The organism is Mesorhizobium sp. WSM4819, from assembly GCF_055811215.1.
In genome coordinates this window covers 23,411-50,114 of the sequence record NZ_JBVVQO010000020.1, presented here as the reverse complement: position 1 = coordinate 50,114, position 26,704 = coordinate 23,411, and the positions used below count along the sequence as shown (strand labels likewise).

Here is a 26,704-nt window from a genome sequence, read left to right as displayed (position 1 = left end):
CCCTTTTTTCAGTGTCCGCGCGTCGCGGCGAGCTCGGCGCCGTAGCGCATCTCGAGAAGTGTTTTCAAGACCAGCGTGACCAGCGCCAGGCCCGCAAGCAGTGAAGCGACGGCGAAGGCGGCTGCGGCATTGTATTCGTTATAGAGGATTTCGACATGCAGCGGCATGGTGTTGGTCAGTCCGCGTATGTGGCCCGACACGACGGAGACGGCGCCGAACTCGCCCATGGCGCGCGCATTGCACAACAAGACGCCGTAGAGCAGCCCCCATTTGACGTTGGGCAGCGTCACGTACCAGAACGCCTGCCAGCCGTTGGCGCCGAGCGACAGCGCCGCCTCCTCGTCGCCATTGCCCTGCTCCTGCATCAAGGGGATCAGTTCGCGGGCGACGAACGGGAAGGTGACGAAGATGGTGGCCAGCACGATGCCCGGCACGGCAAACAGGATGACAATGCCATGCGCCTTCAGCCAGGCGCCGAACAGGCCTTGCGCGCCGAACAACAGCACATAGACCAGGCCGGAAATGACCGGCGAAACCGAAAACGGCAGGTCGATGAGCGTGGTCAGGAAGGCCTTGCCCTTGAACTCGAACTTGGCGATCGCCCAGGCGGCGGAGACGCCGAAGACGATGTTGAGCGGCACCGAGATCGCCGCCACCAGCAGCGTCAGGTGGATCGCCGAGCGCGTGTCGGGGTTGGTCAGCGCCTCGGTATAGGCACTGAGACCCTTCGCGAAGGCTTCATTGAAGACGACGATCAGCGGCAACAGCAGGAAAATGCCGAGGAAGGCAAAGGTCACGATCATCAGCACGGCTTTCGCCGGGCGGCTTTCGGTCACTGCCGCCGATTGGCTTTCGTGGTGCGGTGCGTAGGATTTTATCTCCGGATCAGCCATAGCGCTTGCGGCTCCACGTCTGCACCAGATTGATGACCAGCAGCATCACGAACGACAAAGCGAGCATGATCGCCGCGATCGCGGTCGCCGCCGCATAATTGTATTCCTCCAGCCGGATGACGATCAGAAGCGGCGCGATCTCGGATTTGTAGGGCAGGTTGCCGGCGATGAAGATGACGGAGCCGTACTCGCCGACGCCGCGCGCGAAAGCCAGCGCAAAACCGGTGACGATGGCCGGCGCCAGGCCCGGAAGCAGAACCCGGGCGATGGTCTGGAAGCGATTGGCGCCGAGCGTGGCGGCCACTTCCTCGACCTCCTTGTCGATCTCCTCCATGATCGGCTGGACGGTGCGCACGACAAAGGGCAGGCCGATGAAGATCAGCGCTATGACGATGCCGAGCGGCGTATAGGCGACCTTGATGCCGAGCGGCGCCAGCAGGCTGCCGAGCCAGCCATTCGGCGCGTAGAGCGTGGTCAGCGCGATGCCGGCGACCGCCGTCGGCAATGCGAAGGGCAGGTCGACCATGGCATCGACGATGCGGCGGCCCGGAAAGTTGTAGCGCACCAGCACCCAGGCGACGATCGTGCCGAAGACGACATTGACCATGGCGGCAATGAAGGCGGTGCCAAAACTGATTTCAAGCGCGTTGATGGTGCGGCGGTCGGTGGCGATCGCCCAGAAATCGGCCCAGCCAAGCGCGGCCGATCGCCAGATCAGCCCTGACAGGGGAATGAGGATGATGAGCGTGAGGTAGGCAAGCGAGAAGCCGAGCGTCAATCCGAAACCCGGAATGACGCTCGGCTGTCTGAACCGCCACCCTGCCTTGGCGGGTGCTGTGGTCATGTCGTCCTGATCTAGAATCTAGCTTAACGGGTCTACTGGGCCGGCTTGTAGATCTGGTCGAATATACCACCGTCGCCGAAATGGTAAGGCTGTGCTTTCTTCCAACCGCCAAAAAGCGGATCGTCGATAGTGATCAGCTTGATCTCAGGCAGTTTCGCGAGGTCCTCGGCCGGCACCAGTTCTGGTTTCGACGGACGATAGTGGTGCTTGGCGATCAGCGTCTGGCCTTCCTTGGAGTAGAGGTAGCTCAGATAGGCTTCGGCGACTTTTCGCGTGCCCTTGGCATCGACATTGGCGTCGACCACGGCGACCGGCGGCTCGGCCAGGATCGAGGTCGGCGGGTAGACGATATCGAAATTGTCGGCGCCGAATTCGTCGAGCGCCAGATAGGCCTCGTTTTCCCAGGCCAGCAGCACGTCGCCGAGCCCCTTTTGCGCGAAGGTCACAGTTGCGCCGCGCGCGCCGGTGTCGAGCACCGGAACATGCGCGTAGAGATTGCCGACGAATTCCTTTGTCTTGGCCTCGTCGCCGCCATCCTTGGCGTTGGCATAGGCCCAGGCGGCGAGATAGTTCCAGCGTGCGCCGCCCGAAGTCTTGGGGTTCGGCGTGATCACCTGGACGTCGCCCTTGACCAGATCGCCCCAGTCCTGGATGCCTTTCGGATTGCCCTTGCGGACGAGGAAGATGATGGTCGAGGTGTAGGGCGCCGAATTGTTCTCGAATTTGGTCCGCCAGTCGGGATTGATCTTCTTCGATTTCTCGACGATGGCGTTGATGTCGCCTTCGAGCGCCAGCGTCACCACGTCGGCGTCGAGGCCGTCGATCACGGCGCGGGCCTGTGCGCCCGAGCCGCCATGCGATTGCTGGACGGTTACCGTCTCGCCGGTCTCGGCCTGCCAGTGGGCGGCGAAGGCCTCGTCGAATTGCTTGTAAAGCTCACGCGTCGGGTCATACGACACGTTGAGGATGGTGGTATCGGCAAACGCGAAACCGAGCGTGCCGAACTGGACAGATGTGGCGACCAGTGCGCCGAGCAGTTTCCTGAAATGAGGATTGGTCATTTCCGCCTCCGTTGAGATCACCTCAATCTACTGGATTGGTAGAAATTAGATGCAATCAATGTTGCTTTTTTCGGCCTTATGAAGCAATTTTTCGCCGGCTTTCGGCATCACGAAGAAATTCTTTCCACGCAACGCTGCAGTGCCGAATCCGGGCACATGAAGCAATCTATCTAGAGACAGGTCGCGCCTCGGCAATGGCCTGAGGAGTCGAGCGTGTCCTGCTTACTCGCCGACCTAATGGAAAGCCAATCCCCTGAATCGCTTGGCGCATTCTATTCAACGAACACTTTCACGCTGGCCGCACGCCCGGCCGCGTCGATCACGGTCAGGGTCGAATAGCCGGCGCCGTCCGGCTGCCAGGTCGCGGTACGCCGCCGGTCGATGCCAACCAGCGGCTTGCCGTTGGCCAGCCAGCGGAACGGGGCGCGGCCGCCTTGCAGCTTCAGCACCAGTGGCGTGGCGTCGGCGGCGGTGGCGCCGAGATCGACGTGGGCGCCGTCGGGCGGAAAGATGATCGTCGGCGCGGGCTCGGTCGGCGTCGCCTGGACCAGGCCGTCGATCCCAGAGCCGAAGCGCGCCAATGTCACCGGCAGATCGTCGCGCTTGGGTCTGGTGACGCCGGCCAACTGGCCTGGCAGCGGCATGGCAGCCAGGCCGGAGCGGACAAAGCCCTCGAACAGGATCGGTGCGGCCGAGACATAGCCGGACAGGCCGGGCACCGCGCCGGCGTCGGGGCGGCCGACCCAGACGCCCAGCACATAGCGCCCGTCGAAGCCGACCGACCAGGCATCGCGGTAGCCGTAGGAGGTGCCGGTCTTGTAGGCGATGCCGCGCCGGGCGGCGCCCTCGGGCGAATTGACGCCCGACAATATGTCGGTGATCTGCCAGTTCGCCTGATCGTCGAGGATGGTAGCGGTCGAGCGCTCGGCATTCGCCGGCTCGGTGCCGTCATGCAGCGTGTGTGCCTTGCCGCCATTGGCGAGCCCGGCATAGAGCTGGACGAGGTCGCGCAGCGTCACGCCGACGCCGCCAAGGCCGATGGCGAGACCCGGCGCCTTGTTGACGGGCAGGGTCGGCGTGACGCCGGCCTGCCGGAAGCGCGCGAGCAGCCGCGCCGGCCCGACCGCGTCGAGCACGCTGATCGCCGGCACGTTGAGCGACAGCTGCAGCGCCTGCCTGATGCTGACGTCGCCCTGATAGCCCATGTCGAAATTCTTCGGCCGATAGCCGGAGAAATCCGTCGGCCTGTCGTCGATCAGCGTTTCCTGCGCCACCAATCCCTGCTCGAAGGCGAGCCCGTAGATGAACGGCTTTAGCGTCGAACCGGGCGAGCGGACGATCCTGGTCATGTCGATCCAGCCGGAGCGGCTGGCGTCGAAATAGTCTGCGGAGCCGACTTCGCCGAGGATGTCGCCGGTGCGGGCGTCGGCTAGCACCATGGCCACGGACAGGCGAGGGCCGAGCCTGGCGGCGGCATCCCTGGCCACCTGTTCCAGCCCTTCCTGGACACTCTTGCGGATCGTCAGCCGCAGCTTCTGGCCGGGGACGGCCCGGGGCAGCACTGCATAAGCGGCATGGGCGGCGAGTGCCGGCAGCGGGCGGCGGCTGGCAGGAACATCGTCAAGCGCGGCACGTGCGGCCTCGCGCTCGCCGAGCAGGCCTGATGCGACCATGCGCGTCAGCACCCGGTCGCGGGCGGCTTGGGCGATTGCCAGGTTGCGGTCGGGCCGGCGCTTTTCCGGCAGTTGCGGCAGCGCGACGAGCAGCGCCGCCTCCGAGACGTCCAGCCGCTTCGGCTCCTTGCCGAAATAGGCCAGCGAGGCGGCGCGCACGCCTTCGAGATTGCCGCCATAGGGCGCCAGCGTCAGATAGCGTTCGAGGATCTCGCGCTTGCTGAGCCGCCGCTCGATCTGCAGGGAGCGCAGCAGCTGCTTGAGCTTGGAGCCGAGGCTGCGGCTGTCGCGCGGTTCGGTCAGCCGGGCGAGTTGCATCGACAGCGTCGAGCCGCCGGAGACGATACGGCCATTGGTCGCGAACTGGCCGGCGGCGCGGGCCAGCGCCAGCACGTCGACGCCTCGATGGTCCCAGAAGCGCTTGTCCTCGTAAGTCACCAGCATGTCGACGAACTGTCTGTCGACCTGATCGAGGCGGGTGGCGAGCCGCCAATAGCCGTCCGCCGTGGCGAAGGCCCGCAACAGCTGGCCGTCGCGGTCCTGGACTTCGGTCGATACAGTCAGCGCCGCCGGCAGCGGCGGCGGAAAGGCGCGGTCGAGCTGCCAAAGGGTGGCGGCGGCGATTGCTGCGAAGCCGGAGAGGGAGGCGGCGGCGATGGCTGAACCGCGCAGGAATTTCTTGGAGAGCACGGCGTTGCCCCTCATCCGCCTGCCGGCACCTTCTCCCCGTCTAGCGACGGGGAGAAGGGGGCTGTCACGGCCCACAGCGGCTTTTCTGCAGCGTTCGAGTTTGGCGAAAATTTCGGCGCAGGCCTCTTTCTCCCCGTCACTATACGGGGAGAAATGCCCGGCAGGGCAATGAGGGGCAGCGACATCGCCATGTTCCTGTTCGCCATCTTTGCCTTACGGCGCCTTGACCTCCATCATGCCGGTGGCGGTGCGGCCCGAATATTGTGGCCGGTACATGTCCTCGACGGTTGCCGCCGGATGGGCATAGGTGCCCGGCGTCACCGCACGCACGACATAGGCGAGCGTGATGTTGCGGTCGCCTTCGCCGTCGTTCGGATTGAAGGCGGCGACGAAACGGTCGTCGCGGAATTCGAGATGGGCGGCGTCGGTCTGGGCCAGCCAGGAGAAATTCGACAACTGGGCGCTGGAAACCAGGCCCGGATTGTCGATCTCGAAGCCGGCCGGCAGCAGATCGGTGATCACCAGCCGCGAAGGCCATTTGTTCTGCTCGTAGATCTTGAGCACGACGACATAGCGTTCGTTCTGGATCGCCTCCGTGACATTGGCTTCGGTGCCGTCGAGCTTGTAGTAGGTGCGGCCGATGGTGAAGCCGTCGCCGCTAGCCGGCAGCGGCTGGATCGGCGAGGCCACCGTGGTGACGACCGCCTGCAACGGGTTGCTGCCGGTGTTGGCGACGGTCAGCGGACTGTCGGCAATGTCGCTGCCGGCGATCTGGTCCGAATAGGCGCCGGCATGCGGCGCGCCATTGATGGTCAGCGCGATCGCATCATTGCCGGCCTTCAGGGCACGCGCCGCCAGCAGCATCCAGGACTCGTCCTGCGTGCTGGTCCATCTGACGGCGGCGCGTTCCTGCGTCACCCGCTTGATCAGCGCCGGCACGATCGTCGGCACCGGCTTGGATTCGGCGGCAAGCGCCAGCATCGCTGCGCCGTCACGCAGCGGCGAGCCATAATCGGACCTGTAGTAATCGTATGCCGAGGTCGAATTGGCCAGTTGCAGGGCGGCCTGGAAGGTGGCTTCCGAGCGCTGCGTGTCGCCATAGAGCGCCAGGCCCGCCGCCAATTGGGCGACGGCCATCGGGCTGGTAAAGGCTTCGAGCTGGGTGTCGGCGTAGTAGCGCAGATCGCCGATCGAGGCCTTCTTGTTGCGGGCCAGCACATAGAGCGCATAGGCGATCTCGCTGCCGCGATCCTTGACGTCCTGATCATAGCCGATCGCGTTTTGCAGATTGCTCAGCGCCTGGTTCATCGCCAGCGCCGGCACGTCGTATTTCTGCTCGCGCGCCCGGGTCAGGAAGTCGGTGACATAGGCGTCGAGCCACAAATCGCCGGAGCCCGGGCCCCACAGGCCGAAGCTGCCGGCCGAGGCCTGGTAGCTCAGGACCTTGTAGATGGCGTCCTGGATGCGGCCGTGCAGGTCGGTGTCGCTGGCCAGGCCGATGCCCGACGCCATCTCGTTGACATAGAGCAGCGGCATGGCGCGGCTGGTGGTCTGCTCGGCGCAGCCATAGGGGTAGCGGTCGAGCGTCATCAGCAGCGATGGCACGTCGAAGGCCGCAGCCTGTGAAACGCCGACGCTGACCGAAGCACCGTCGAGCAGGCTTGCCGCCAAGAGCTCCTTGTCGACGCGCAGCGAGCCGCCTTTGCCCTTGAGGTCGACCACCATGCGGGTGGTCACCGGCAATTGCGCCGGGCGCACCGGGACATAGAGCGTCTGCTCGACAGCGGTGCCGTCGGCATGGGCGAGCTTGATGGTGATCGAAGCGTTGCCCGGCGTCTCAGCGATCAGCGGCACGGTCAGCGTCTGCCGCTTGCCCTTGGCCAGTGTCAGCTTTTCGGGCAGGGCGGCACTGCCGGTCGAAAGATCACCTGACGTGTCGATCGACAGCGCATAGTCGCCCTCCGGACCGTCGGCGTCGGTGACGTCGAGCCGCATGACGGCCGAATCGCCGGGCGCCAGGAAGCGCGGCAGGCCGGCGGTGATAACCACCGGATCGCGCACGATCACGTCGGACTGGGCGTGGCCGACCCCGTCCTCGGTCCAGGCGACGGCCATGACGCGCACGGTGCCGTTGAACTGTGGGATATCGAAGTCGACCCGCGCCTTGCCGCCGGCGTCGAGCTGGACCGGACCGGAGAAGAAGGCGACCAGCTTTTCGGTCGGCGGGCTGCCTTGCGACTGGATGTTGGCGCCGTCGCCGCCGCTGCGCAGCTTGCCGGTCGTGCCCAGCGAGCCGTCGATCAGGCGGCCGTAGAGGTCGCGTACTTCAAGGCCGAGCATGCGCTGGCCGAAGAACCAGGTCTCCGGATCCGGCACTTTGTAGTTGGTCAGGTTGAGGATGCCGACATCGACGGCCGCGACCATGACATAGGCGTTGGCGCCCGGCTGCACGCCGGCCACCGAAATCGGGATCGACAGCTGCTGGCGCGGCATGGTCCTGTGCGGCGGCGCCAGGCTGACCGCGAGTTTTTTCGAGCCCGGATCGACCTTCAGCCATTTGACGCCGATGGCGCGCGCCGGCATGCGGGTTTCCTGCGCCTCGCCCGGCCTGAACAGCGTTGCCGTGACATAGGCGCCGGCGCCCCAGTCGTCGCCGACCGGGATGTCGATGGTGCTGCCGCCGGCCGGCACGCTGGCGGTGACGGTCTTCAGGAGTTTGTCGGCGCCGATGGTGACGAGCAGTTCGCCGGCAAAATGCGGCGACACTTTGAGCTTGGCCACTTCGCCGGCCGCATAGCTGTCCTTGTCGAGCGCGATTTCGAGGCCGTCGGGCGTTTCGGTGGTGGTGGAACTGACATACCAGCCGGCGTCGAACTCGTAGCTGGTCGCCGGGCCCTCCGGGTCAGACGTCTCGATCTCGAGCCGGTAGCGGCCCCAGTCGACCGGCAGCGAGACGGTGGCCTCGCCGTCGGCGGTCATGTCGACCCGGCCGCTGGCCACCGACTTGGTGAAGGTCACCGGCTCATAGTTCCAGGAATTGCTGGAGCGGTACCATTGGTAATTGCGTTCGACCTTGACCAGCGACCATTGCGCGCCCTGCAGCGCCTCACGCTTGCCGTCGGGGTCGACGGCAATCAGGCCGAACTTCGCCGTGCCGCCTTGCGGCACCTCGTCGCCGTCGAAATCCGGGCGGATGCCGATCATCTGGCCCTGCGGCCGGATGGCGATGGTGAGCGAGCGTTCGACGGCGCGGCCGCCGGTCTCGCGCATCCTGACCGTAACCTTGGCGTCGACCAGCCTGGTGGTCGAGGGCAACTGGTCGACGGAAACCGGGAAGGTCGCCTTGCCGTCGTCGCCGACCACCGGCAGGCCGGTGAACGGGGTGACCGACGGTTCCGCCGACTGCTCGTCGGCAAGGCCGAAGGAATAGCCCTTGAACCGGTCCCAGGCGCGGGTGGTCGACAGCGTCAGTTCGCCTTCGAGCGCCAGCCCGGCGGCCGGCGCGCCATAAAGGAAGCGGCCGTCGACGGTAACGTTGGCGGTTTCGCCCTGCGCGATCTCGCGGCTGTCGGAGGACAGGTCGAACTCGATGCGGTCCGGCACGAAATCCTCGACCAAAAACATCTGGCTGGCGACCGCCGCCTGCTTGGGGTCGGTGTGGATCGCCACCGTCCAGGTGCCGCGCATGGCGTTGGGTTCGAGCGGCAGGTCGACGGCATGGCCGCCGGCCGATGCGCCGTCGCTGACGATGCGGCGGTTCTCGACGCCGTCGGGACGGGTGAAGATGAAGGTCAGCGGCAGGTTCTCGACCGCCTTGGCGGCGCTGTCGCGGGCAAGTGCTGCGACATGGACGTCCTCGCCGGCACGGTAGATGCCGCGTTCGGTCCAGGCATAGACGTCGAGCGCGCCCGGTGCCGGACGCCCGGTGACGCCGCGATCGGAAAGATCGAAGCCGGCGCGGCCCATGTCGAGGAAGACGAAGTCGCTGTCACCCTGCCTGGCTGTCAGCACGGCCGGCACCATGCCGCCGTCGCCGCGCGTCAGTCCGGGGTTGAAGACGGCGCGGCCTTCCGCGTCCGTGGTCGCGGTGCCGAGGATCTCGTTGTTCCTGGCCAGCAGCGTCAGTTCAGCACCTGATATCGGCTTGGCGGTTGCGAGCGAACGGGCAAAGACGTTCAGCCCGTCCTGCCCGGTATAGGTCGACAGGCCGATATCGGAGACGACGAACCATTGCGTGGCGCGCGAATCATAGTCGTCGTCGTTCTCGTCGACCGGTTGCGCGGTCAGCACATAGACGCCGGGCTTGCGCTGCGGCAGCGCCTCGTCGACCGGGAAGGAGGTGGTGACTTCCTTGTTCAGGTCGTTGGCGATGTCGAGCTGGCCCTGCCAAACCGGCTCGCCCATCTGATCGGAAATGTTGGAGATGTCGTAGCCGTCAAGCTGGCGCAGGAACTGGTAGCCGGACAGAAGCTGGGTCAGCGAGCGATCGCCGATGCGAAAAAGCTTCATTTCGGCCGCGCTCATGTTGACGGTGACGACCGGGATGCCGCGGCGCGCGCCGGCCGGCAGCACGAAGCTGTCGCCGGTGAAACGGGCGGACGGGGCGCGGTCCTGCACATAGATCGACAGCACCACCGGGGTGGAGATCACCTCGCCGATGGCGGCCGGCAGGCCGGGACGGAAGGTCACGTCGTAATGCTGGCCGTGCTCGAGCCCCTCGACGCAGATCTGCTTGTCCTTGGCCTCGACACCCTTGGGGGCGGCGTTGTCGACGGTGACGAATTGCGCGTAGTCGACGCCGGTCTTGACCAGGTCTTCGGAAAACTGCGCGCAGATGCGTGGCGCGCTGGTGTCGGCGTCGACCGTATGATCGACGACGCGGAAGCCCTTGCGCGCCTTGAGGTCCTGATAGGCGGCCGTGACCCAGGGCGAACTGACCAGCGCGAGGCTCGCTTCGTAGGCCTGCAGCGCCGGCCGAGCGAGGTCGCGGCGATCGAGCCCGTCGCCAAGCAGTGCCAGCGCTTCGGCACGGGTTTTTGTGGTGCGCAGCAATTTGTAGGCGTTGAAGCCGGCGGAGGTGGCGTTCGCCGGCAGGGTCGACGCCTCGGCGCTGTTGGCGGTCGGCTGCACGGCAAGTGTTTCCCGCGCCAGTTCAAGCCAGAGTTGGCCATCGTCGGGCAATACCGAAACCAAAGCCTCGTATTTTTGAACGGCCAAGCGGTGGTCGCCGGTCTGCGACGCTTGCCTTGCCGCCTCCCGCAGCGCCGTCAGCCCTTCGGTGGGCTTGGTGTAGGCCGGGCCGGTGAGCCTGTTGCGGTATTGCTGGGCCTGGTCGGCCATCCAGGCGGGGAAGAAGGCGAGCGCCGGCGGCGCGCCGATATCGGGGTCGCCTTCGACGTTGACGACCTTGCCGGCGACGGCGCCCTTGAAGGGCTTCAGCGTGTTATAATCGGATTTGAGAAAACACCATTTGGCCTTGGGGTTGTAGGTGAAGGCGCGGCAGGCGGGATCGCCGAGACATGTCGTCGTGCACTGATCGAGGCTGACGTTCTGGTCGGATCTGAGATCGAAGCCGAAATAATCGGAATTGTCCGATGTCGCCACCCGGCGCGCTTCGGCCGCTTGCGCGACACTGCCCCAGGCGAAAAAGAGAAGAAAAAGAATCGACAGACCACGAGCCGCGCGCATTGCCATGACACCCCTCCGGACACTGCTTACGTTACTTCCACGTTACGTCCAGACATGTTCAAGCTTCAGTCCAGCTTGTCAACACAAGGACGCGGCAGGTTCCCACCTGCCAACGGTTTCCTTTCCGGCCGATGACCGGTAGTACCTCCACAGGACAGGGATCACGCTTTCTTGCGGCGACGCAGAAGGTGTGAATTCCAAGCCCTGTCCATTTAAGACAGTTGGATTGTGGCAATTGGATTGTGGCCCGTTTACGAGCAATTCAGAACTTCATTCCAATTTTAGCTTTGGCCGCTAGTGTAGAGTTGTAATGTCGGCGTATGAAAGGCAGATGTCGGGAGGAACCGCGCCACGGCGCGTGTTTTTGCTCGCCCTGCTTTCCGCCTTGCTATGCTCGACTGCACTGGTTGGCGCGAGCGGAAATGCGGCCGCTTTCGAGATCTTCGGCATCAAGCTGTGGGGATCGTCGGAGGATGAAGATGCCGACATCGTCGATCCGCTGCGCTATGCGGTGACCATAGAGGCGCCCGACGCCGACGAGGATCTCGCCGAAAAACTCGAAAACGCCTCGGCGCTGAAGGACGACGAAGAACGTCCGGTCTCCGGTTCGCTCGGCCTGCTGGCCAAGGCGCGTGCCGACCGCGATCAGCTTGTCGCCGCCCTTTATGCGGACGCCCGCTACGAGGGCGTCGTTACCATTACCATCGAAGGCAAGCCGCTCGACGATTTGCCGCCCGACGCCGAATTCTCGGGTCCGCAGCCGATTCCTGTGGTGATCAACATTGCGGCCGGGCCGAAGTTCACGCTTGGCGACATCAGGCTGGAGGGCGATGCGGCGGGGCTGTCGGGCGCCGATTTCGGCCTGATCGCCGGCGGCGATGCCGGGTCCGGTGCCGTGCTCAAGGCCGAGGCGTCGATCGTGCGGGCGCTCAAGGAGGACGGCAGGCCGCTGGCCAAGGTGACCGCCCGCGAGATCGTTGCCGATCACGCCACCTCGACGCTCGACGTGGCGCTGACCGTGGCCGCCGGGCCGGTTGCCGGCTATGGCGACACCACGGTCGAAGGCACCGAGAAGGTCGACCGCGATTTCACCGAATACATGACCGGCCTGAAGCGCGGCCGCCAATATTCGCCGGAAGAGGTCGACGAGGCGCGCGACCGGCTGCTCGGGCTGGAAGTCTTCAACAGCGTCACGCTGAAGGAGGCCGACGGTCTCGACGCCGACGGCAACATCCCGATCGGCGTCGAAGTGAGCGAGCGCAAGCCGCGCTATTTCGGCCTTGGCGGCACCTTCTCCAACACCGAGGGGCTCGGCCTCGAAGGCTATTGGGGTCACCGCAATCTGTTCGGCCGTGCCGAAAAACTGCGCATCGAGGGCGAAATCAGCGGCATCGGCAGCAACGAACTGACCGAGCTCAACTACAATGCCGGCATCATGTTCGAAAAGCCGGGCGTGGTCGGGCCGGCGTCCAAATTCTTTGCCAACGTCAACACCGTGCTGGAGCATCCCGACGCCTACGACCGTTTCTCGGTCAAGGGCAGCACCGGCCTGTCTTATGACCTCGACAGGCGGCAGACGGTTTCGGCGGAGGTCGCGCTCGACTATTCGAAGATCACCGATTCTTTCGGCAAGCACACTTTTCTGATCGCCAGCATTCCGCTGCGCTATGTCTTTGACAACCGCGACAACCGGCTCAACCCGACGACCGGATTCAGGGCGCTGGCCTATGCCGAGCCGAGCTACGACATTTTGAACGGAGCCGCCTTCGTCAAGCTGAGGGGCGAAGGATCGGCCTATCAGGCGCTCGACGCGGCCTCGAAGTTCGTCCTGGCCGAACGCGTCGCCATCGGCTCGATCATCGGCGCCGGCCTTCAGGATGTTCCGGCCGACCGCCGTTTCTATTCCGGCGGCGGCGGCTCGGTGCGCGGTTATGCCTATCAGGGCATCGGTCCGAAGGACGCCGACGGAGAGCCGATCGGCGGGCTGTCCATCTTCGAGACCTCGATCGAGATGCGCATCGCCATCACCGACACGATCGGCGTCGTGCCATTCGTCGATGCCGGCACCGTCTCGACCGATCAATTCCCCGATTTTTCCAACATGAAGGTCGGCGCCGGCGTCGGCTTGCGATATATTACGCCGTTCGGACCGTTGCGCATCGATGCGGCGGTGCCGCTCAACCCGGATCCCGACGACCCGGATTTCGGCATCTATGCCGGCATCGGCCAGGCGTTTTGATGACAATGTTCAAGCGCATCCTTCGCATCGCCCTTTACACACTGCTCGTCCTGGTGGCGGCGGTGGTCGGTGCGCTCGTCGTGCTCACCAAGACCGAGCGCGGCCGCGCCAATCTCGCCGGCATCATCTCGACCGTGGCGTCGAGCGATGACCAGAAGGTCACGGTCAGCGGCATCGACGGCATCTGGTCCGGCGCCCTGACGGTCGACCATGTAGTGCTGGAGGATCGCCAGGGCGCCTGGCTGGTGGCGCGCAAGGTGGCGGTCGACTGGTCGCCGCTGGCGCTTCTGTCGAAGAACTTCAGCGCCGGCCGCGTCGCCGCCGATCGCATCGAACTGGCGCGGTTGCCGGTGGCCGGCACGCAGCCGAGCCAAGGTGGCGCCACCACGCTGCCGGTGTCGCTCGACGTCAAGCAGATCGACCTGCCGGAAATCGCGCTCGGGCAGGCGCTGGCCGGCAGCGGTATCGCCGAGCTCGCCGCCAGGGGATCATTCAAGGCCGACGCGGCGCCATTGGCGCTCGAAACCAGCCTCAACATCACCCGCCGCGACGGCAAGCAAGGCAAGGTCGACGCCAACATCCATTTCGCGCCCGCCGACAACAAGCTGGACCTCGATCTGAAGGCATCGGAGCCGGCCGGCGGCATCATCGCCAATCTGCTCAAATTGCCGGATGCGCCGCCGGTCAGCATGGTCGTCACCGGCACCGGGCCGGTCGCCAACTGGAGCGGCATCGGTACCTTCGTCGTCGACGGCCAGATCGTCACCCAGCTCACCGGTCGCCACCAGGTCACCGACAAGGGCAACTATGTCGAGGCCAAGGGCGACGGCGACTTCCAGCGCTTCTTGCCCGACAATCTGAAATCCTTGTTCGCCGGCAAGACCAGCTTCGACCTCGCCGGAACCGCGATCGTGACAGGCGGCGTCGAGGTTGAGCGCGCCAGCATCGACAGCGATGCCGTGCATGGCACCGCCGCGGGCAGCATCGACCCCAACGGCGCCAGCGACCTTTCGGCGGAACTCGCCGCCAAGGGTCCACCAATCGTGCTCAGCCTCGGCGCCGCGGCGCAGCCGGTGACGGTGGCGATCACCGGCGCCACGGCCCGCGCGTTCGGCGGCGGCAAGGCACCGATAATCGACATCGGCGTGTCCCTGGTCTCGGTGGTGGCGGGCGGCACCCGGGTGGACGATCTGGTGGCCGAAATTCATTCCGACGGCTTCGACATCCAGGACCGCAGCGGACCGGTCACCATCAAGCTTATCGCCGGCGGCCTGAACACCGACGTGGCGACGCTGGCACCGCTGGTGACCGGCAGGGTCACTGCGGACCTCGCCGGGTCGGTCAGCAAGGACGAGATCGTCGTCGATCAAGGCACGCTGCGCAGCGATGCGCTCAATGCCTCGGTGACATCCAGGGTGACGTTGGCCGATCTGGCGATGACGCTCAAGATGAATGCCGATGCCGTCTCGACTGCGCTGCCGCCGCAGATCCGCCCGATTCTCGGCGAGCGCGTGACATTCTCGGCGACCGCGACCCGCGACCCGCAAGGCTTGTTTGCCGCCAATGCGCTGCAACTCAATTCGGGCTCGCTCAGCGCCAGCGGCACCGCCAGCGCGACGGGCACCGACATCCAGGCCGACATCAGGGGCACGCTCGGCAATGTTTCGGTGCTGTCGCCGATGGTCGGCGTAGCGGTCGGCGGGGCCGTCGATTTCGCGCTGACGGCGAGCGGCGCGCGCTCGGCGCCGGATTTCTCGGTCTCGGCCGACAGCGACAGCCTGACCGCGTCGGGCCGGACGGTCAAGACGATCAAGCTGACAGCGACGGGCAAGGCCGACATCGTCAATCCCGCCGCCGATGTCGCACTGACCGGGTCCGTCGACGACCAGCCGCTCGATCTCAGGGCATCCTTGGTGACGCGCGACGGCACGCGCTCCGTCAACGGGCTTAGCCTGTCGCTGGCCGATAATAAGGTCTCGGGCGATCTCGTGCTCGACGACAGCTTGCTGCCGCTCGGTACGCTGACACTCGAAGCGCCCGATATCGGCCCGCTGGCCGCGCTTGCCGGGCAGACGGCGGCCGGCGACGTGCAGGGCAGCATCCGCCTCTCGAATGATGGTGGCGCGCCGACGGTAGCCGTCGATATGACGAGCGGGTCTATTTCGCGCGGCGATCTGGCGGCGAAGGCCATCGCCGTCAACGCGCTGGTCGCCAACTATCTCAAGGCACCGGCGATCTCCGGCACGATCAAGGCCGATACAGTCACATCAGGCGCCACCGTAATCAGCGGCATCGGTGTCGATTTGAAGCGCAACGGCGACTGGACCGGGTTTTCCGGCGGCGCCACCGTCGCCGGCATTCCGGCCACCGCAGAAGGCAGGGTGAAGATCGCGGACGGCACGACAAGCGTAGAAATCGCCTCCGGCGACGCGACCATTCGCGGCATCAAGGCGGCGATCGCGCAGCCGTCGACCCTGAGCATCGCCAATGGCGCGGCCAGCATCGAGAAGCTGATGCTCGATGTCGGCGGCGGATCGGTGACAGTGTCCGGCACCGCCGGCCAGACGCTCGATCTCGCGGCAGAGTTTTCCGGGCTGCCGGCCGCCCTGGCCAATGATTTTTCACCCGGCCTCGACGCCGCTGGCACACTCGGTGGAACGGCGCAAGTGACGGGACCGTCGGCAGCCCCTGACATTCGTTTCAATGCGCAGCTCAACGGCGCCGAGACCAGCCAGACCCGCCAGGCGGGGCTCGGGCCGCTCAACCTCGATGCGGCAGGCAGCTTCTCCTCCGCCGGCGGCGTCGCTATCGACCGCGCGACGCTTTCAGGAGACAAGATTTCCGGCAAGGCTGCCGGCACCATCAATCCGAACGGCGCCAGCGATTTTTCGCTCGACCTGGCCTCGACCGGCCCGAGCCTGCCGCTGACGCTCGGCAGCACCGAGAGCCCGATCAAGCTCGAGCTGCAGGCGCTTTCGGTAAAGGCTGCAGGGCAGGGCACGCAGCCGCAGCTCGACATTTCCGCCGTTCTGCCTTCGGTCGCGACGAAATTCAGCGATGTCGAGGGGCTCACGCTGGCATTGCACTCGGACGCTTTCGACGTGAAGAGCCGGACGGGGCCGGTCTCCGGCACGGTGACGGCAAACAAGATCGGCCTGGACAATCCGACCATAGCGCCGCTGATCGCCGGCAAGATCACGGCACAAGTCGCCGGCAGCCTGGCGACCGACGGCATTGTCATCGACAGCGGGTCGGTGACAAGCGACGCGCTGAACACCGGCTTCAATGGAAGGATCTCGCTGGCCGACGGCGCCATCGACCTCAACCTCAAGACCGACGCCGTTTCCGCGGCGCTGCCGGCGGCAGCGCGCGGCGTGCTCGCGCAACGGACGGAACTCAGTGCCGCGCTGAAGCGCGACGCCAATGGCAATGTCACCGCCGATGCGATCAGGCTGGTGTCCGGCGCGCTGACCGCCGACGGGCAGGCCAGCCTTGCCGACAACAAGCTCACCGTCGATATCAAGGGCGCGCTGGCCGACATCTCGCTTCTGTCCGGGGACGCCAACGGCGCCATCACCTTCGCGCTGAACGCGCAAGGCGCCAGCACCGCGCCCGACCTGTCGCTGACGGTCAACAGCGACCGGCTTTCGGTTGCCGAACGCGAGATCACCGGGTTGAGCCTCACCGCCACCGGCAAAGCCGATGCCGCCAACCCGGCGGCCAATGTCCAATTGACCGGAAATGTCGCGGGCCAGCCCCTGCAGGGCAGCGCCGTGCTGGCGACGTCAGACGGCAAGCGCGCCATCGACGGGCTTTTGCTGTCGCTCGGCAAGAACCGGATATCAGGCGACCTGGCGCTTGACGAGGCTTTCGTGCCTGAAGGCACCGTGGCGCTCGACCTGCCTGACATCGGACCGCTGGCAGCGCTTGCGCTGGAAAAGGCGGAAGGCGACGTGCGCGGCACGATCGTCTTCTCGAAGGCCGGCAATGCGCCTGAGGTCACCGTCAAGGCTTCGACGGCTTCGATTACACGCGGCGATGTTTCGGCAAAGACGGTGACCATTGACGCATCGATCGCCAACTATCGAGCGGCGCCGGTGATCTCCGGAAAAATCCTCGCCGACAGCGTCACCTCCGGCGGCACCGTCATTCGCGGCATCGATGTCGATCTCACCCGCGACGGCGACTGGACCGGCTTTTCCGGCGGCGCCACCGTCAAGGACATTCCGGCCAAGGCGGCCGGCCGCGTCAGGGTCGCCAATGGCACGACGACGGTCGAGCTCGCCTCCGGCCAGGCGACGATGCGCGGCATCAAGGCGGCGATCGCCCAGACCTCGATCATCACCATCGCCAACGGCACCACCAGCCTGGACAGGCTCGCACTCAACCTCGGCGGCGGCACGGCGACAGTTTCGGGCAAGGTCGGGGAGGCGCTCAATCTCAACGCGACGCTGGCGCAGGTGCCGATGTCGCTCGCCAACAGTTTCTCGCCCGGCCTCGATGCCGCCGGCACGATCTCGGGCACGGTGAAGGTGACGGGCGCGCCGGCCAATCCGGCCGTCGCCTTCAAGGTCGACGCCGCAGGCGTCCAGACGTCGCAGACCCGCGGCGCCGGTTTCGGCGGCATGGGCGTTTCGTCCTCCGGCACGTTTTCCGGCAACCGACTGAGCTTCGAGGCCAACATGAGCGATGCCGCCGGTCTCGGCCTCAAGGGCGGCGGCACGATGACGACATCAGGCACGCCGACGCTTGATCTCGACTTTTCCGGCAAGGTGCCGTTCGCCTTCCTGACCCGGACACTGGCCGCACAAGGCTTGTCGTTGAGCGGCACGGCCGACGTCAATCTGAAGGTGCGCGGCCCGGCGACGGCGCCGGTGATCACAGGCACGGTCCGCACGTCGGGTGCCCGCCTGATCGATGCACGCTCGGGACTTGCGATCAACGATATCACCGCCGATGTGGCGATCGGCGGTGGCGTCGCCAGGATAAACCGCCTGACCGGCAATTTGTCGACGCGCGGCAGCCTGTCGGCCAGCGGCACGGTCGGCATCAATCCGGCGCAAGGCTTTCCGGCCGACCTGTCGATCAAGCTCGTCGATGGCCGCTACACCGACGGCAGGGTGGTCACCGCCAATCTCGGCGGCGACCTGACCATCAAGGGGCCACTCGCATCGGCGCCGGTGATCTCGGGCACGATCAACCTGGCCAAGACCGTCATCACCGTTCCCGAAAAGCTGCCGGGCTCGCTGGCGGCGCTCAACATCAGGCACAAGAACGCACCGGCCGCCGTGCGCGCGCAGGACAAGGCGTTGCGCCCGGCGACGGCGAGCAGCAGCAGCAGTGGCGGCGGCCTCAACCTCGATGTCACGGTCAACGCGCCCAGCCAGATCTTCATCCAGGGCAGGGGCGTCGATGCCGAGCTTGGCGGTTCGCTGCGGCTGACCGGCCCGGCATCGTCGCCGCAAGCGGTCGGCACCTTTGACTTGCAGCGCGGTCGGCTGTCGATCCTGGCCAAGCGGCTGACCTTCACCGAAGGCACGGTCGGCTTTTCGGGGTCGCTGGTGCCTTATCTCAATCTCACGGCGACATCGACGACGAGCAGCACCACCGTCACCATCGTGGTTTCGGGCGAGGCGACCAATCCGAAATTCAACTTCTCGTCGGTGCCGGCATTGCCAGAGGACGAGGTCCTGGCGCAACTGATTTTCGGCCGCTCGATGTCGAACCTGTCGCCGCTGCAGATCGCCCAGCTTGCCGAAGCCGCCGCGCAACTGGCCGGCATCGGCGGCTCGACCTCGCTGCTCCAGAACCTGCGCAGCGCCATCGGCGTCGACGATCTCGACGTCGTCACCGACGAGGAGGGCGGCACCGCGGTCTCGGCCGGAAAATATCTCAACGACCGCACCTATGTCACGATCCAGAAGGGCGACAAGCCGGGTTCGGGCAAGGCAGCGATCGATCTCGACGTCGGCCGCGGCGTCAAATTGCGCGGCGAAGCCACCGATGCCGGCGAAGCCAAGGGTGGCATTTTCTACGAACGCGAGTACTGAAGCCGGCCGGCGAGATAGGGTCCGGCAATCCGACAGCCCTCGTCGCCATATCGGCACTCATCCGGATACGGCCGGCGCGGTGCAAAGCTTCGCGCATGACCCCGAGAATCGAAATCGATTTCGGCGCAAAATCAAACTGCTACAGCGTCCGTTGCGCGCCCGACCGGACGTGCGGCGCAGCAGTGAATGTCTCAGTTTGATCGATGCCGGAGATTCGAACGAAATCTGCCGGGCAATAGCAATTTTGCGCCAAGACTGTCGTTATCACGCGAACTGCTTCCCTTCCAAAGTTGCACATTCCTTGGCATGTTCCCAATCCGTGCCGTTTTTGACATCACGGCCCGGATGCGGAATGGTAAAAGGCAGAAAGCCAACAATGGGAGTTCTCGATGACAATCTACAAGAGTAATGGCGACCGCGTTCCGGATCACATCCATGCAATGGCCGAGGAAGCCAGGGCGGGACGTGTCGATCGCCGCGAGTTTCTCGCTTTGGCCAGTGTCTTCGGCGCGTCCACGGCGATGGCCTATGGCATGCTCGGCCTCGCCGACCCGACGCCGGCGAGAGCGCAGGACGTGCAGGGCAAAAAGGGCGGCATTCTGAAGGTCGCTATGTGGATCAAGGATCCGAAGGATCCGCGCAAGGCAGACTGGTCGGAAATCGCCAATGCCGAGCGCCAGGCGATCGAGCCGTTGGTCAAGTACACAAACGAATACACGTTCCGCCCCTACCTGCTAGAGAGCTGGGACGTCAACGACGACGCCACCGAATACACGCTGCATGTGCGCAAGGGCGTCACCTGGAACAACGGCGATCCGTTCACCGCCGACGACGTCATCTTCAACTTCAAGCGTTGGGGCGACAAGAAAGCCGAAGGCAATTCCATGCCCGGTCGCCTCGGCTCGCTGGTCAAGGACGACAAGCTGGATGAGAGCGCCGTCACCAAGGTCGACGATCACACGATCAAGCTGACGCTCAGCACGCCGGATATCGCGCTCATCCCCAACGTGTGCGACTATCCCGGTCTCGTTGTCCACAAGACCTTCGACGAAAAGGGCGGCGATTTCAAAGCCTGCCCGATCGGCACCGGCCCATTTGAACTGGTCTCCTACGATGTCGGCCAGAAAGTCGTCTACAAGCGCCGCGAAGACAACAAGTGGTGGGACGGCGAGGTCTTTCTCGACGGCATCGAGTTCATCGACTACGGCACCGATCCGGCGGCCACGGTCAGCGCCTTCGAATCCGGAGAGGTCCATACCAACTTCGAGACGTCGGCCGACTATGTGTCGATCCTCGACGGTGTCGACCTGGTCAAGTCCGAGGTCGTCACCGCTTCGACGATCGTCTGCCGCACCAATGTGACCAACAAGCCTTACGACGATCAGAAGGTCCGCAACGCCCTGCAGCTCGCGGTCGACAACGCTGTCGTGCTCCAGCTGGGCGGTGGCAATGCCGGCACTGTCGCCGAAAACCACCATGTCTCGCCGATCCATCCGGAATATTTCGAGCTGGCGAAGATTGCCCGCGATCCGGCCAAGGCGAAGGCGCTGATGGCGGAAGCCGGCCAGGCCGATTTCGAGCACGAGCTGATCACGGTCGACGAAGACTGGCACAAGAATACCGGCGATACGATCGCCGCGCAGATGCGCGACGCCGGCATCAAGGTCAAGCGTACGGTGCTGCCGGGTTCGACCTTCTGGAACGACTGGACCAAATACCCGCTGTCGATGACCAACTGGAACATGCGGCCGCTCGGCGTCCAGGTTCTGGCGATCGGCTATCGCACCGGTGAAGCCTGGAACGAGACGGGCTGGTCGAATCCCGAGTGGGATGCCAAGCTCAACGCGGCGCTCGCCGTTGCCGACCCCGCCAAGCGCAAGGAAATGATGAAGGACATCGAGCAGATCCTGCAGGATTCCGGCATCATCATCCAGCCTTACTGGCGCAAGCTCTACAGCCATTCGGTCGCTGCCGTTAAGAACTACGGCATGCATCCGACCTTCGAGCGCGACTACGGCAAGGTCTGGCTCGACGAGGAGGCCTGATCGGATCGATCGTGGAAGGGGCGGTTCGCCCCTTCCACCCACGCCTTGCATGATCCCACAACCCAAGGTCGGCGCAGCAAGAAAGCGCGGACTCTTCGGAGAGGGCGTGCAATAAGACAGGGTTGATCGCATTCTGAGGGTCCGTTTGACAGCCAGCTCTGCCGATCGCAGGCTGAACTGGCTCCAAGCCGGCCTCAACCCCAACCAGACCGGCAGGGGACCGCCATGCTTTCTTTCATCCTTCGACGCCTCGGCACCATGGCATTGACGATGCTGTGCCTGACGATGGTCGTGTTCTTCCTGATCAATCTCGATCCCAATCTGAAAAAGCTGGCAATCAGCCAGACCGAAATGCACACCTCGGCCGAGCAGCTCGAAAGCTGGCTGGTCAACCATGGCTATCGCCAGAATTTCTTCTCCCGCTATGGCCAATGGCTGGGTATCGTGCCCAAACAGCCGGTCACAGACCCGGCAACCGGCAAACCGGCGCGACGTTTTTCCTTCTGCAACGATCCTGTCGAGCCGACATTCTCCGGCGTGCTGCAGGGTGACTTCGGCTGCTCGACCAAGTTCAAGACGACGGTCGCGTCGAAGCTGTTCCCGGCGCTTGGTGCTACCGGAATCCTGATGTTCTGGGTGCTTGTGGTGATGGTGCCGATCTCGCTGCTGATCGGCATCCTCGCCGGCATGCGCGAAGGCTCGCGAACCGACCGGACCTTGTCGGTCGCCTCGATTGCCTCGACGGCGACGCCCGAATATGTGTCGGGCGTCATTTTCACCGTCATCTTCGCCTCATGGCTCGGCCTGCTGAACGGTTCGGCGGCTTCGGCCAGCCGCGGCATCACCTTCTACAATTTCACGCTGCCTGTGATGACGCTGGCGATCTATGGCATCGGCTATATCGCCCGCATGACCCGCGCCTCGATGGTCGAGGTGATGACGCAGCAATATATCCGCACCGCCCGGTTGAAGGGCCTCTCCTTCGGCAGCGTCGTGGTCAAGCACGCGCTGCGCAACGCGCTGATCGCGCCATTCACCGTCATCATGCTGCAATTTCCCTGGCTGCTCACCGGCGTCGTCATTGTCGAGGTGATGTTCCGCTACCAGGGGTTTGGCTACACGCTGGTCGAGGCGGCCGGCAACAACGATATCGATCTTTTGCTCGGCTGCTCCCTGGTCTCGGTGTTCATCGTCCTGATCACGCAGCTCATTTCCGATGTCGGCTACGCGTTTCTCAATCCGCGTATCAGAGTTCAATAGGGGATCGAGCGGATGCAGCTTGAATATATCGGCGCCTTCAATGTGGTGCTTGGCGTGCTTGCGCGTTTCTGGCCGGTCTGGATCGCTCTCGTCCTGGTGATGGGGGCGAGCTTCGCCTACAAGAAGAGGCTTGGCCTCTACGGTCAGCTCTTCGACAGCAGCGTCGGCATCGTCGGCGTCGGCATCTGCCTGTTCTGGCTGTTCACGGCGATCTTCGCGTCGACCGTCTCGCCCTTCAATCCGCTTGTCCAGATCCCGATCATGAAGGACGCGCTGCCGGGCGCGGTCGAGCCGCAATCGGGACTAGTCTACCTGTTCGGCGGCGACAAGCTTGCCCGCGACGTGTTCAGCCGCATGGTCTACGGCAGCCAGATCGTGCTGATCATCGCGCCGGCGGCGACCGGGTTTGCGCTGATGGTCGGCATCACGCTCGGCCTGCCGGCCGGCTATTATGGCGGCAGGATCGATACGGTGCTGTCATTCCTCGCCAATCTGGTGCTCGCCTTCCCGGTGATCCTGCTGTTCTACCTCCTGGTGACGCCGGGCATCATGGAGACACCTATCCCCTATGCGATGGCCGGCCTGTTCTTCATGTTTCCGATCATCTTCTTCAGCGTGCTGTTCTGGACGCGCTACAAGAAACGGCCCGACCGCCTTTACATCCTCCTGGGGCTGACGCTGATCATTGGCGGCTGGGTCTATGCCGGCCTGGTCTTCGATGCCGATCCGTTCAGGATCATCCATATCGATCCCAACCAGCTCAACATCTTCGTGGCGGTGGTGTTCGCCTCCAGCCCCGGCGTGTTCCGCATCGTGCGCGGCCTGGTCATGGACATCAAAACGCGCGACTATGTGGCGGCGGCGCAGACGCGCGGTGAATCGCCCTGGTACATCATGCTGTGGGAGATACTTCCCAATGCGCGCGGGCCGCTGATCGTCGATGCTTGCCTGCGTATCGGCTACACCACGATCCTGCTCGGCACGCTCGGCTATTTCGGCCTGGGGCTGGCGCCCGAGAGCCCGGACTGGGGCACCGCGATCAAGGATGCCAGCCGGCTGCTGCGCTCCTTCATCCATCCGGCGCTGCCGCCGACGATCGCGCTGATGTCGTTCGTGCTGGGCCTTAATCTGCTGGCCGACTCGCTGCGTGAACAATCGATGAAAGATTGATGGACGGGTTCTCGACCCGATATGCTGAAAGAACCAGGATTGGAGCGACCCATGAATGAGGCAGTTCGAAATCCCGCCAAGCCGACCAATGGGCCGACCAACGGGCCGATCATCGAAATCGAGAACCTGTCGATCTCCTTCTTCACCCGCAAGGGCGAGATACCGGCCGTCATGGATTTTTCCTGCACGGTCATGCCTGGCGAAGCGATGGGCATCGTCGGCGAATCCGGCTGCGGCAAGTCGACCGTGTCGCTCGGCATCATGCGCGACCTCTCCAACATCGGAAAGATCGTCGGCGGCCGGATAAAGTTCCAGGGCAAGGACATGGGCGAGCTGTCCGACGAGGAACTCCGCGCCATCCGCGGCAACAAGATCGCGATGATCTACCAGGAGCCGATGGCCAGCCTGAACCCGGCGATGAAGGTCGGCCAGCAACTGATGGAAGTGCCGCTGATCCACGACAAGGTGTCGAAGGAAGAGGCTTACAGGCGCGCGCTGGAAATGGTGCGCTCGGTCAGGCTGCCCGATCCGGAGCGCATGATGCGCTCGTTTCCGCACCAGCTCTCCGGCGGCCAGCAACAGCGCATCGTCATCGCCATGGCGCTGCTGTCGAAGCCGGCGCTGCTCTTGCTCGACGAGCCGACGACGGCGCTCGACGTGACGGTCGAAGCCGGCATCGTCGACCTGGTCAAGGGGCTCGGCGAGAAGTTCGGCACCTCGATGATCTTCGTGTCGCACAATCTCGGCCTGATCCTGGAAACCTGCGACCGCATCACGGTGATGTATTCGGGCGAAGCGGTGGAGACCGGCAAGATCAAGGACGTCTTCGACCGGATGCGCCATCCCTACACGCAAGGCCTGTTCCGCTCGATCCCGCTGCCCGGCGCCGACAAGAATTCGCGGCCTCTGATCTCAATCCCGGGGCAATTGCCGCTGCCGCACGAGCGGCCGAAGGGCTGCAATTTCGGCCCCCGCTGCCACCATTTCGTCGAGGGCGTCTGCAACGCCGCAGAAATCCCGATGATCGCGGTCGACGGCCATGAAGGCCATTTTTCGCGCTGCGTGCGCTTCAACGAGATCGACTGGGAAGCGCTGCCGCCCGGCGCCAAGAAGGTCAACGAGCGCGTCGAGCCCGGCGCGCCGGTGCTCAAGATCGAGGATCTCAAAAAATACTACAAGGTCGGCGGCAGCGAGGTGTTCGGCTCGAGCGAGGGCCGCGTCGTCAAGGCCAATGAGACGATCTCCTTCATGGCGCGCGAATCCGAGACCGTCGCCATCGTCGGCGAGTCCGGCTGCGGAAAGTCGACGCTGGCCAAGGTGCTGCTCGGACTGGAGACGGCAAGCTCGGGCAGCGTGACGCTCGGCAACCAGCAGATCCAGTCGATCGGGGTCGAGAACCGCAGCGTCGAGACGGTGTCGTCGATCCAGATGGTGTTCCAGAATCCGTTCGACACGCTCAATCCCAGCCATACGGTCGGCTCGCAGATCATCCGCACGCTGGAAAAATTCAATGTCGGCAACACCGTTGCCGACCGCCGCAAGCGCATGCTGGAACTGCTCGACCTGGTGAAGCTGCCGCGGGCGTTCGAGACCCGCAAGCCGCGCCAGCTTTCAGGCGGCCAGAAGCAGCGCATCGGCGTGGCGCGGGCATTTGCCGGCGACGCCAAGGTGGTGGTGGCCGACGAGCCGGTCTCGGCGCTCGACGTGTCGGTGCAGGCGGCGGTGACGGAGCTGTTAATGGACATCCAGCGCAAGAACAAGACGACGATGCTGTTCATCAGCCACGACCTGTCGGTGGTGCGCTACATCGCCGACCGCGTCGTCGTCATGTATCTCGGCTATATCGTCGAGCAGGGCACGACCGACCAGATCTTTTCGCCGCCCTATCATCCCTACACCGAGGCGCTGCTGTCGGCGATCCCGATCGCCGACACCAGCGTGATCAAGAAGCACATCGTGCTGGAAGGCGACATCCCGTCGGCGATGAACCCGCCAACCGGCTGCCCGTTCCAGACCCGCTGCGGCTACAAGAAGCTGGTGCCGGACAACCTTTGCGAGACGCAGGTGCCGCCGGTCAAGCATCTCGGCGACGGTCATATGAGCCTGTGCTGGCTTGCCGACGACGTGCTGGCGAAAATGGAGCCGGTGATCAAGTTCGACAAGGAGCATGCCGCCAATGAAGGCGTGCCCGACGACGCGCCGCAGGGCATCGGTCCGGGCTTTGCCGGCGCTCCGCCGCAGCGACCGCACGGCAAGAGGCCGAAGCTGACGGACGATTAGATCCGTGGCGCTATCAAGGCGCGCATTGGCGTAGCTGCGCGGCGTAGTCCCGAGCCATCTGCTCGGTGGCCCGCGCATAGCGCTGTACGCCGGCATCGCCACGGTTGCCGCGGCCATAGGCCGTCCAGCCGAGATGATAGGCCAGATAGAGATTGTAGGTGTCGTTGCGGGCGACGCCGAGCGTGTCTGATGTCTTGGAATGGTACCAGCCGACGAAATCGACGGCATCGGCGAAGCTGGTGCGGCGCGCCGCCCAACTGCCGGTCTCGCTCTGATATTGCGCCCAGGTGCCGTCGAGCGCCTGCGAGAAGCCGGTGGCGCTGGAGGCACGTTTCCAGGGAATGAAGCCGAGCAGCTTCTTGCGCGGCGGCCTGGCGTTGCTTTTGAAGCCGGATTCCTTGCGCACCGTCGCCATCAGCACGGGAACCGGCACGCCGTGCTTCTGTTCGGCGCGTTCGGCCGCCGCCTGCCAGTTGTCGAACCAGCCGTCATTCTGGTCGAAGACGGCGCAGACATTGTTGATATGGCTCGGCGGCGTCGCGCAGGCCGACAGCGCCAGCAGCACGGTAACGGCTACAATTTTACGAAAACTCGACCGACCCATCGCAAGAGGATTAGGCCGAAAACATAAAAGGAATTTTGCAGCGTTCCTTAACGGCTGATCGGCCGCTTTGGCCGCGACACAGCGAGGATAGATATTCCGACGTTTTCCGTCGCTTTTGTCGGCACGAAAATCCCAAAATGCCGCCTTGGCTAAAATCGCGCCCGCAGGCGGCGGATTTCTGACAGCCCGATCGTCGTGCCGGCGCTT

The 26,704-nt window shown here is 64.6% G+C and carries 12 protein-coding genes; 6 read left to right on the top strand and 6 right to left on the bottom strand.

The window, feature by feature from the left end; genetic code table 11:
- Window positions 1-8: 8 nt before the first annotated feature.
- The 5 genes from cysW to AC0L18_RS18900 all read right to left on the bottom strand — a co-directional run bounded on the left by cysW (window position 9) and on the right by AC0L18_RS18900 (window position 10,855).
- Window positions 9-893: a sulfate ABC transporter permease subunit CysW gene (gene cysW / locus AC0L18_RS18920; RefSeq protein ID WP_287223544.1), complete on the bottom strand. Its 885-nt coding sequence runs from the start codon at window positions 891-893 to the stop codon at window positions 9-11.
- A complete protein-coding gene (gene cysT / locus AC0L18_RS18915) occupies window positions 886-1,737 on the bottom strand; it encodes a sulfate ABC transporter permease subunit CysT (protein ID WP_287223545.1) in 852 nt (283 codons plus the stop codon). The genes cysW and cysT overlap by 8 nt, the downstream gene beginning before the upstream one ends.
- A 32-nt stretch (window positions 1,738-1,769) precedes the next feature.
- The gene (locus tag AC0L18_RS18910) at window positions 1,770-2,798 is read right to left on the bottom strand and encodes a sulfate ABC transporter substrate-binding protein (protein WP_473493709.1); all 1,029 of its coding nucleotides are present in this window, start codon (window positions 2,796-2,798) and stop codon (window positions 1,770-1,772) included.
- Between the two features lie 272 nt (window positions 2,799-3,070).
- Window positions 3,071-5,176, bottom strand: a complete 2,106-nt coding sequence (gene pbpC, locus AC0L18_RS18905) for a penicillin-binding protein 1C (protein ID WP_473493708.1) — start codon at window positions 5,174-5,176, stop codon at window positions 3,071-3,073.
- 198 nt (window positions 5,177-5,374) lie between these two features.
- The gene (locus AC0L18_RS18900; RefSeq protein ID WP_473493707.1) at window positions 5,375-10,855 is read right to left on the bottom strand and encodes an alpha-2-macroglobulin family protein; all 5,481 of its coding nucleotides are present in this window, start codon (window positions 10,853-10,855) and stop codon (window positions 5,375-5,377) included.
- A gap of 304 nt (window positions 10,856-11,159) precedes the next feature.
- Here AC0L18_RS18900 and AC0L18_RS18895 point away from each other — a divergent pair, with 304 nt between their 5' ends.
- The 6 genes from AC0L18_RS18895 (at window position 11,160) to AC0L18_RS18870 (ending at window position 25,893) form a co-directional block, all read left to right on the top strand.
- On the top strand, window positions 11,160-13,088 hold the full coding sequence (locus tag AC0L18_RS18895) for an autotransporter assembly complex protein TamA (RefSeq protein ID WP_473493706.1): 1,929 nt from the start codon (window positions 11,160-11,162) through the stop codon (window positions 13,086-13,088).
- The gene (locus AC0L18_RS18890) at window positions 13,088-19,138 is read left to right on the top strand and encodes a translocation/assembly module TamB domain-containing protein (protein WP_473493705.1); all 6,051 of its coding nucleotides are present in this window, start codon (window positions 13,088-13,090) and stop codon (window positions 19,136-19,138) included. Before AC0L18_RS18895 ends, AC0L18_RS18890 begins: the two co-directional genes overlap by 1 nt.
- Before the next feature lie 389 nt (window positions 19,139-19,527).
- Complete coding sequence (locus AC0L18_RS18885; RefSeq protein WP_091600287.1) at window positions 19,528-21,183, top strand: ABC transporter substrate-binding protein; 1,656 nt, start codon at window positions 19,528-19,530, stop codon at window positions 21,181-21,183.
- Window positions 21,184-21,408: 225 nt separating this feature from the next.
- Window positions 21,409-22,443, top strand: coding sequence for an ABC transporter permease (locus AC0L18_RS18880; protein WP_027153847.1), 1,035 nt, complete (start codon window positions 21,409-21,411; stop codon window positions 22,441-22,443).
- A 12-nt stretch (window positions 22,444-22,455) separates the two neighbouring features.
- A complete protein-coding gene (locus AC0L18_RS18875) occupies window positions 22,456-23,613 on the top strand; it encodes an ABC transporter permease (protein ID WP_091600286.1) in 1,158 nt (385 codons plus the stop codon).
- A gap of 51 nt (window positions 23,614-23,664) precedes the next feature.
- Window positions 23,665-25,893 carry a dipeptide ABC transporter ATP-binding protein gene (locus tag AC0L18_RS18870; protein WP_473493704.1) on the top strand — a complete coding sequence of 743 codons (2,229 nt, stop codon included), beginning with the start codon at window positions 23,665-23,667 and terminating at the stop codon, window positions 25,891-25,893.
- Between the two features lie 13 nt (window positions 25,894-25,906).
- On the opposite strand, the gene AC0L18_RS18865 is transcribed toward AC0L18_RS18870, so the two are convergent.
- On the bottom strand, window positions 25,907-26,497 hold the full coding sequence (locus AC0L18_RS18865; protein WP_473493703.1) for a transglycosylase SLT domain-containing protein: 591 nt from the start codon (window positions 26,495-26,497) through the stop codon (window positions 25,907-25,909).
- Window positions 26,498-26,704 lie beyond the last annotated feature (207 nt).